The organism is Spirulina sp. LEGE 11439 (genome assembly GCF_059821285.1).
The window spans coordinates 1-7,522 of sequence record NZ_JCAMRX010000097.1 but is presented as its reverse complement, the minus strand read 5'-3'; the positions used below and the strand labels follow the sequence as shown (position 1 = coordinate 7,522).

General features: G+C 44.6%; 4 protein-coding genes and 1 pseudogene. 3 read left to right on the top strand and 2 right to left on the bottom strand.

Annotation, left to right across the window (positions count from 1 at the left end; translation table 11 throughout):
* Positions 1–33: 33 nt before the first annotated feature.
* A complete protein-coding gene (locus tag AC6RV6_RS29645; protein ID WP_500244475.1) occupies positions 34–729 on the bottom strand; it encodes a Uma2 family endonuclease in 696 nt (231 codons plus the stop codon).
* An 83-nt stretch (positions 730–812) separates the two neighbouring features.
* Positions 813–1,460, bottom strand: a complete 648-nt coding sequence (locus AC6RV6_RS29640; protein WP_500244474.1) for a DUF3386 domain-containing protein — start codon at positions 1,458–1,460, stop codon at positions 813–815.
* A 502-nt stretch (positions 1,461–1,962) separates the two neighbouring features.
* Between AC6RV6_RS29640 and nifJ the strand changes: the two genes are divergently transcribed.
* From nifJ to AC6RV6_RS29625, 3 genes and pseudogenes are all read left to right on the top strand, one after another.
* Positions 1,963–5,541 (top strand): pyruvate:ferredoxin (flavodoxin) oxidoreductase, encoded by a 3,579-nt coding sequence (gene nifJ, locus AC6RV6_RS29635; protein ID WP_500244473.1) that lies wholly within the window; start codon positions 1,963–1,965, stop codon positions 5,539–5,541.
* A gap of 410 nt (positions 5,542–5,951) precedes the next feature.
* Positions 5,952–6,968 (top strand): dihydroorotate dehydrogenase-like protein, encoded by a 1,017-nt coding sequence (locus AC6RV6_RS29630; RefSeq protein WP_500244472.1) that lies wholly within the window; start codon positions 5,952–5,954, stop codon positions 6,966–6,968.
* A gap of 130 nt (positions 6,969–7,098) precedes the next feature.
* Positions 7,099–7,522: pseudogene (locus tag AC6RV6_RS29625) on the top strand (hypothetical protein); the annotation flags it as partial.

Genomic DNA, 7,522 nt, shown 5'->3' with positions numbered 1-7,522 from the left:
TCTTTTTATCTTATTTGTCAATAGTTCATGTGTTCAGCAGGTTTGACCTGCTCCCCGTTGTTGTTCTCGTTCGGCACGTTCTTCTCCTGTTAATAATAAATTCCCCTGATTATCCCACCAACGCAACCAAGGTAATTCAACATTGGCATAATTTCCTTGCCAAATACCTAACTCTACTCCCAAGGTTTCGAGGGGAAAATGGCCGCGATCGTTTGCGGGCATCAACTCGTAGCGATTTTCCACAAAGCGATACACTTTAACTTGTGCCTGTCGGACTTCATAAATACCGTAATAAGCTGGACGAATAACGGTTTCATAAATCCAAAATTTTCCCTTCCACGGTGTTTTATTTCGTTCTTCAAAACCATTCCCCGAAACAAATTCGAGAACAATTTGCGGGGGAACAATTTCTTGCCATAATACATAAGAACGCCGCATCTGTCCGTTCAGATCGGGGGCTACATTAGGGACGTAAAACCAGTCAGGGGATAATGCACCCTTTAAAGGCGGATCGGTGATGCGCCAGTAGATGCCACTATCTTGACCGATACAATACTGTCCATCGGGATGAATTCGTGCCAGTATGGGACGAATTGAATCGGTAATCAAGATACTTTGAGGATGTTCTTGAAAGTTTTTCACAAATTTTCCATCTTCGCAAGGAAGCTGCGTATGGTCGGGGAGAGGAGTTAAAAGTTTTGTTGTTGTCTGTATATCTGTAGGAGTCATTATCTTAAAGAAAATTTATTTTTATCTTTTTTAAGGATAGCGCGATCGCAAGTAGGGTGGAGAATACCCACCCCAATTGCAATTTAACCTAACAATTGAATGTTAGAAAAGAGAAACTCTTGAGTTTTGATTTCTCCTTTAATTTCAGTCTGAATGGCGCGACGATTTAAGATGGAATAAGCGCCAACTTTTTCGTATTCATCTTCAAAGTTATTCACACCGCCTTTTTGTTCTCCAGTTTTGGGGTCGTGATAAACCGAATCATAGCGATGAGAAAGATAGCCTTCTCCCGTGTCGTGACTGCTGAAGGTATTAATCGTAACCACCGTGCCGTGAATGTTACGGTGAACCATGCTGACTTCATTATTATGGAGTTTGTAGCGATCGCCTTCTGCTTTTCCTCCCATTAAAATCTCGATGCTTCCGTCTGGGTCGGTTTTCCCATAGGAGAAGGTATTTTCCCCGTGAGTTTGTTCAAAACCGCGACGGATGCGGTGAATAGAAATTTCCCAGACTTGACCCTCGATCGCTTTTTTAGCGGCCTCGTCGGTTATTCCCGTAATTTCCCCTTTGAGGTCGGCACTAATGCGGACTTGACCGGAAAATGTCTCACCATCTCGGTTGTAGGTAATATCGGCAGTATAGCCCGGAAAATTACTGTCCCAAGTGTAGCGATTTTCGTAAGCTGCTCGAAATAGGTCGCGGGCGGATTGTTGTGCAATAACTGTCATGGGAGAACCTCTTTAATTCTGTCTCATAGATAACCATTATCTCATTAAATACTGGAAAATGGGCGATGGGCGATCGCATATTGAAGTATAAATGCTTAAGAAAAAATTTAGGTTTTTGTAAAGCTCTAAACCCATAGAAAAGCAATAAAAATGTTGTTAAAATCATCTGGTTAAAATTTTAATATATTTTGCCCTGCGATCGCAAGGCATTGACTAAAAAATGTTGCATTTTATTAAAAAAAGAAGACTAGGTTAAAAAAAGCTAAGCATTGTTCCCAATCCTCTCAAAAAATGCGAAAATAAAAGGTGAAAAGCGAGGGGTTAAGTCCGACTAAATTAAACATCAATTCAAAGAAAATAGATTCATAATAATTCACTAATTTATCTATTTTCAAGCAACAGAAATGTTGTTAGTACTTAAAGCGTTTATTTGAGAGGAAAATTAAAGCGATCGCATGACTAACGAGTGCTAACCAATCACTACTAATCAACACCTCAAGCTATGAGTAAGAACACCTTTGCAACCATAGATGGTAACGAAGCCGTTGCTCGCGTTGCCTACAAACTCAATGAAGTTATTGCTATCTATCCCATTACACCTTCTTCACCAATGGGAGAATGGGCGGATGCTTGGATGTCGGAAGGTCGTCCCAATTTATGGGGAACGCCTGCCTCTGTGGTCGAAATGCAGGCAGAAGGAGGGGCAGCCGGTGCCGTTCACGGGGCGCTACAAACGGGGTCGTTAACGACAACATTTACCGCATCTCAAGGACTCTTATTAATGATCCCCAATCTCTACAAAATTGCGGGAGAATTAACCAGTTGCGTTATTCACGTAGCAGCGCGATCGCTGGCAGCACAGGCACTTTCTATCTTTGGCGATCATAGCGATGTCATGGCGACTCGGGCAACGGGTTTGGCGTTACTTTGTTCGGCATCGGTACAAGAAGCGCACGATCTGGCATTAATTTCCCAAGCCGCAACATTAGAATCTCGCGTTCCTTTTCTCCACTTTTTTGATGGGTTTCGGACTTCCCATGAAGTGCAAAAAGTGGAGATTTTGGCTGAAGAAATTCTGCGAGAAATGATCGAGGATGAGTGGGTTTTTGCTCACCGATCGCGCGGTTTAACTCCCGATCGCCCCGTCCTGAGAGGAACTGCCCAAAACCCCGATGTTTACTTCCAAGCACGGGAAAGTGTCAATCCTTTTTATGAGGCTTGTGCGGGCATTGTCGAAAAGGCGATGAACAAGTTTGAACAGTTAACAGGTCGTTGTTACCAACTGTTTCAATATGAAGGCGCGGCCGGTGCGGAACGGGTTATCATTCTCATGGGATCCGGTTGTGAAACCGTTCACGAAACTGTCAATTATTTAACAGCACAAGGAGAAAAAGTCGGTGTATTGAAAGTGCGCCTCTATCGTCCTTTTTCTGTAGCTAAATTTGTGGCAGCTTTACCCAGTACCGTGAAAGCGATCGCAGTTTTAGATCGCACCAAAGAACCGGGATCGGCAGGAGAACCCCTCTATCAAGATGTCCTGACAGCAGTACAAGAAACTCAATTTGGTAGTGATGCAGAATTAAAAGCAAAATTGAGCCATTTAAAAATAGTAGTCGGCGGTCGCTATGGATTATCTTCTAAAGAGTTTAATCCGGCAATGGTAAAGAGTGTTTTTGATAATTTGGCGCAGGAGACACCCAAGAATCATTTTACCGTTGGTATAAATGATGATGTTACCCAGACCTCCTTAAAATACGACCCCAATTTTGATATCGAACCCGATCGCGTCGTGCGTGCCATGTTCTACGGTTTGGGATCTGATGGTACTGTCGGAGCCAACAAGAATTCCATTAAAATTATCGGCACGGAAACCGATAATTATGCTCAAGGTTACTTCGTATACGACTCCAAGAAATCCGGTGCCGTCACGGTTTCTCATTTGCGCTTCGGACCCGATCGCATTCGTTCCACTTATCTCATCAAACAGGCGAATTTTATCGGCTGTCATCAGTGGACATTTCTCGAAAAATTGGACGTTCTCAAGGCAGCCGCACAAGGAGCAACTTTCCTCCTCAATAGTCCTTATGGAGTTGATGAAGTTTGGGGACAACTTCCTCTCGAAATTCAAGAAACGATTGTTCGTAAAGAACTGAAAGTTTATATCATTAATGCCAACAAAGTCGCCCGCGACAGTGGCATGGGAGGGCGGATCAATACCGTCATGCAGACCTGTTTCTTTGCCCTTGCGGGAGTTTTGCCCAAAGAAGAAGCGATCGCGCAAATTAAGAAGGCGATCGAGAAAACTTACGGCAAAAAAGGGCAGAAAATCGTGCAAATGAACCTCAACGCTGTCGATAATGCCCTCGATAATCTCTTTGAGGTGAATATAGAGGACGCAAACAGCCCCATTCATCGTCTTCCCGCCATTCCCACCCATGCCCCCGAATTCGTGCGGGATATTGAAGGGAAAATGCTAGTCCGAGAAGGAGATAGTATTCCCGTTAGCGCCCTGCCTTGTGATGGAACTTATCCCACAGGAACCGCCCAGTGGGAAAAACGCAACGTCGCCCAATTTATTCCCACGTGGGATCCCGATGTTTGCATTCAATGCGGTAAGTGCATCATGGTTTGTCCCCACGCAACCATCCGAGGCAAAGCCTACGATCCCGGACAGTTGCAAAATGCCCCCAGCACCTTCAAATCTGCCAATACGCGGGATAAAAAAGATTTTGCGGGTCAAAAGTTCACCATTCAAATTGCCCCAGAAGATTGTACGGGCTGCGGGGTTTGCGTGGATATTTGCCCGGCGAAAAACAAATCTCAACCCTCTCGCAAGGCGTTGAATATGGCGGAACAGTTACCTTTACGAGAAGCAGAACGAGAAAACTGGGATTATTTCCTCAATTTACCGAACCCCGATCGCTTGAACCTGAAACTCAACCAAATTCGCCAGCAACAACTACAAGAACCCTTATTTGAGTTCTCCGGTGCCTGTGCGGGATGTGGGGAAACCCCTTATTTAAAACTCGCTACGCAATTATTTGGCGATCGCATGGTCATCGCCAACGCCACGGGGTGTTCTTCCATCTATGGGGGAAATTTACCGACAACGCCTTGGGCGCAAAATGCCGACGGACGCGGTCCCGCCTGGTCAAATTCTCTGTTTGAAGATAACGCCGAGTTTGGCTTTGGTTTCCGGGTCTCCATCGACAAACACGCGACCTTTGCGGCGGAACTTTTGGCCAAACTCGGGGGGACAGTGGGGGACGATCTCGTAACGGCAATTCTCAATAATCCTCAGAAAAATGAGGCGGATATTTGGGAACAACGGGACCGAGTGGAAGCATTGAAGCAGATTTTACAAGGGGTTGAGGATACTAATGCCCGGCAATTATTAAGCCTCGCCGATTATCTCGTCAAGAAATCCGTTTGGATTGTCGGGGGAGACGGTTGGGCTTACGATATCGGTTATGGTGGTTTGGATCACGTCCTTGCAAGCGGTCGCAATATCAATGTTTTGGTAATGGATACGGAGGTGTATTCCAACACCGGGGGACAGGCCTCGAAAGCAACCCCTCGGGGGGCGGTGGCGAAGTTTGCGGCGGGGGGCAAACCTGCGGGTAAAAAAGATCTCGGTTTAATTGCCATGACTTACGGGAATATTTATGTGGCATCCGTGGCCATGGGGGCGCGAGACGAACATACATTAAAGGCATTTTTGGAGGCTGAGGCTTATGAGGGTCCTTCGTTGATTATTGCCTATTCTCACTGCATCGCCCACGGAATTAATATGCAAACGGCGATGAGTCATCAAAAGGACATTGTAGAAAGCGGTCGTTGGCTGCTGTATCGGTATAATCCCAATTTGGTGAAAGATGGGAAGAATCCTTTACAGCTTGATTCTCGCACGCCGAAGAAAGGGGTTAAGGAGTCCATGTATGAGGAAAATCGCTTCAAGATGCTGACAAAGACGAAGCCAGAAGATGCAAAACGTTTGTTAAGCGAGGCACAACAGGATGTGGATCTGCGCTGGCAAATGTATCAATATTTGGCTTCTCGTCAGATTGGGGAGGCTGAATAGATTGACCTTTGACAGGGATCCGACGATCCGACAGGGATTCAAAATCCCTGTCTCATAGAAAAAGTCCTCTTCAGAGGACTGAGGCAGATTTTTGAGTTACGTTGCGATCGTTTCTGCGGTTTCCTCTGTTTTATTCTGTTTGGCGATCGCAATTGAAAATAAAATGAGATCCCACGATTCCCCAATCCATTTCAATGGATTTTGTGTATGAGACGGGGATTTTCAATCCTCGGCGGATCGACAATGAGAAAGACAATTTCATTACCGATTTATGGTATTCATTTCTCTTCTCTCCTCTCTGAAAACTTGACAATCCCCAATTAATTCATTAATGAATTGCGATCGCTTCAAAAAACCCTAACCTCTTCCCAAGAGGGCAAATCAAAAACCCATAACCAACAACAAAAACAATGGATTTAACAACAACATATCTAGGGCTAAACCTAAAATCTCCTCTCGTTCCCTCCGCAGCAGCCCCGTTAACAGAGAATATCGATAATCTGAAAATCATGGAGGACTCGGGGGCGGCGGCGGTGGTACTGCACAGCGTTTTTGAGGAACAATTGGCTCAAGAAGAATACGAATTGCATCATCATTTAAGTTACGGTACCGAGAGTTTCCCAGAAGCCCTTAGTTATTTTCCCGAACCAGAGACCTTTCACGTCGGACCCGAGGAATATCTCGAACATATTCGCAAAGCTAAGGAAATGGTCGATATTCCCGTCATTGCCAGCCTCAACGGGTCTACCTTGGGAGGGTGGACGCATTTCGCAAAGTTGATGCAGGAAGCAGGGGCGGATGCGCTGGAATTGAATATTTACAATATTCCCACGGATTCTAACGTGACGGCGGCAGAAATTGAGGCGAGTTATGTGGAAGTGGTGCGATCGGTTAAGTCAGAGGTCTCGATCCCCGTGGCATTGAAGCTGAGTCCCTTTTTCACCAATATGGCGAATATGGCCAAGCAGTTTGATGAGGTAGGGGTGAATGGGTTGGTGTTGTTCAACCGTTTCTATCAACCGGATATCGATATCGATGAGTTGGTGGTGCGTCCCAACATTCTTTTAAGTACGCCTCAAGCATCTCGCTTGCCCATGCGCTGGATCGCGATTCTCTACGGTCGCATCCATGCAGATTTAGCGGCGACGAGTGGGGTGCAACACGGGCGAGATGCGCTGAAGATGTTGATGGCGGGGGCAAAGGTGACTCAGGTTTGTTCGTCTCTGTTACGTCACGGCATTCCTTATTTACAGACAATTGAGGAGGAGATGCGGCACTGGATGGAGGAAAATGAGTATGAGTCGGTGCGGCAAATGCAGGGTAGTATGAGTCAGATCAATTGTGCGGATGAGAGTGGGTTTGAACGGGTGCAATATATGAAGGGGGTGCAGTCCTATCAGCCGGATTCTTTTGCGTTTGCACCGTAGTTTTGCGGTTTTTAAAAACTTATTGCGAGGGCGTTGGCTTGCTGACGCACCTTTTTTTTCTTAGGCTTGCACAACATAGATAAACTGTGTTATATAAAGTTTATAGTTTAGTACGTTTCCTTTATAGGATATGGAAAATAAATTTTCAAGTTCTCAAACATCTCCCTATGAATTATTACAAACCTTATTTTCTCTTAAATCATTAAGCGATATTTTTACATCAAAGATTGCTATAAAAAATACAAAAGGAATTGATCGACTCGATCCAGTAAAATTTGCTCGCCAATTAAAAAAACATCTAGAAATCTTAAATAAAAAGGGATCGTCAGGAACATATAAATTTTCTCCTTATCTTGAACTTTTGCGCTCGAAAGGTCGAAAAAAGCAACCTAGAATTTTAGCGATTCCAACTGTTCGAGATAGAATTGCTCTCTATATTCTTAAAGAGATTTTGTCTAAAACTTTTCCAGAATGTATTCGGTATAAACTTGCTAATACTTATATAGCGTTTCTTGAACATATGAGGTACAATATGAGGGAAGAAAAAAATAGTA

Excerpts from the sequence above, each read along its gene's own strand:
- AC6RV6_RS29645 (WP_500244475.1), bottom strand. The coding sequence starts at position 729 with ATGACTCCTACAGATATACAGACAACAACAAAACTTTTAACTCCTCTC.
- AC6RV6_RS29640 (WP_500244474.1), bottom strand. The coding sequence starts at position 1,460 with ATGACAGTTATTGCACAACAATCCGCCCGCGACCTATTTCGAGCAGCT.
- nifJ (WP_500244473.1), top strand. The coding sequence starts at position 1,963 with ATGAGTAAGAACACCTTTGCAACCATAGATGGTAACGAAGCCGTTGCT.
- AC6RV6_RS29630 (WP_500244472.1), top strand. The coding sequence starts at position 5,952 with ATGGATTTAACAACAACATATCTAGGGCTAAACCTAAAATCTCCTCTC.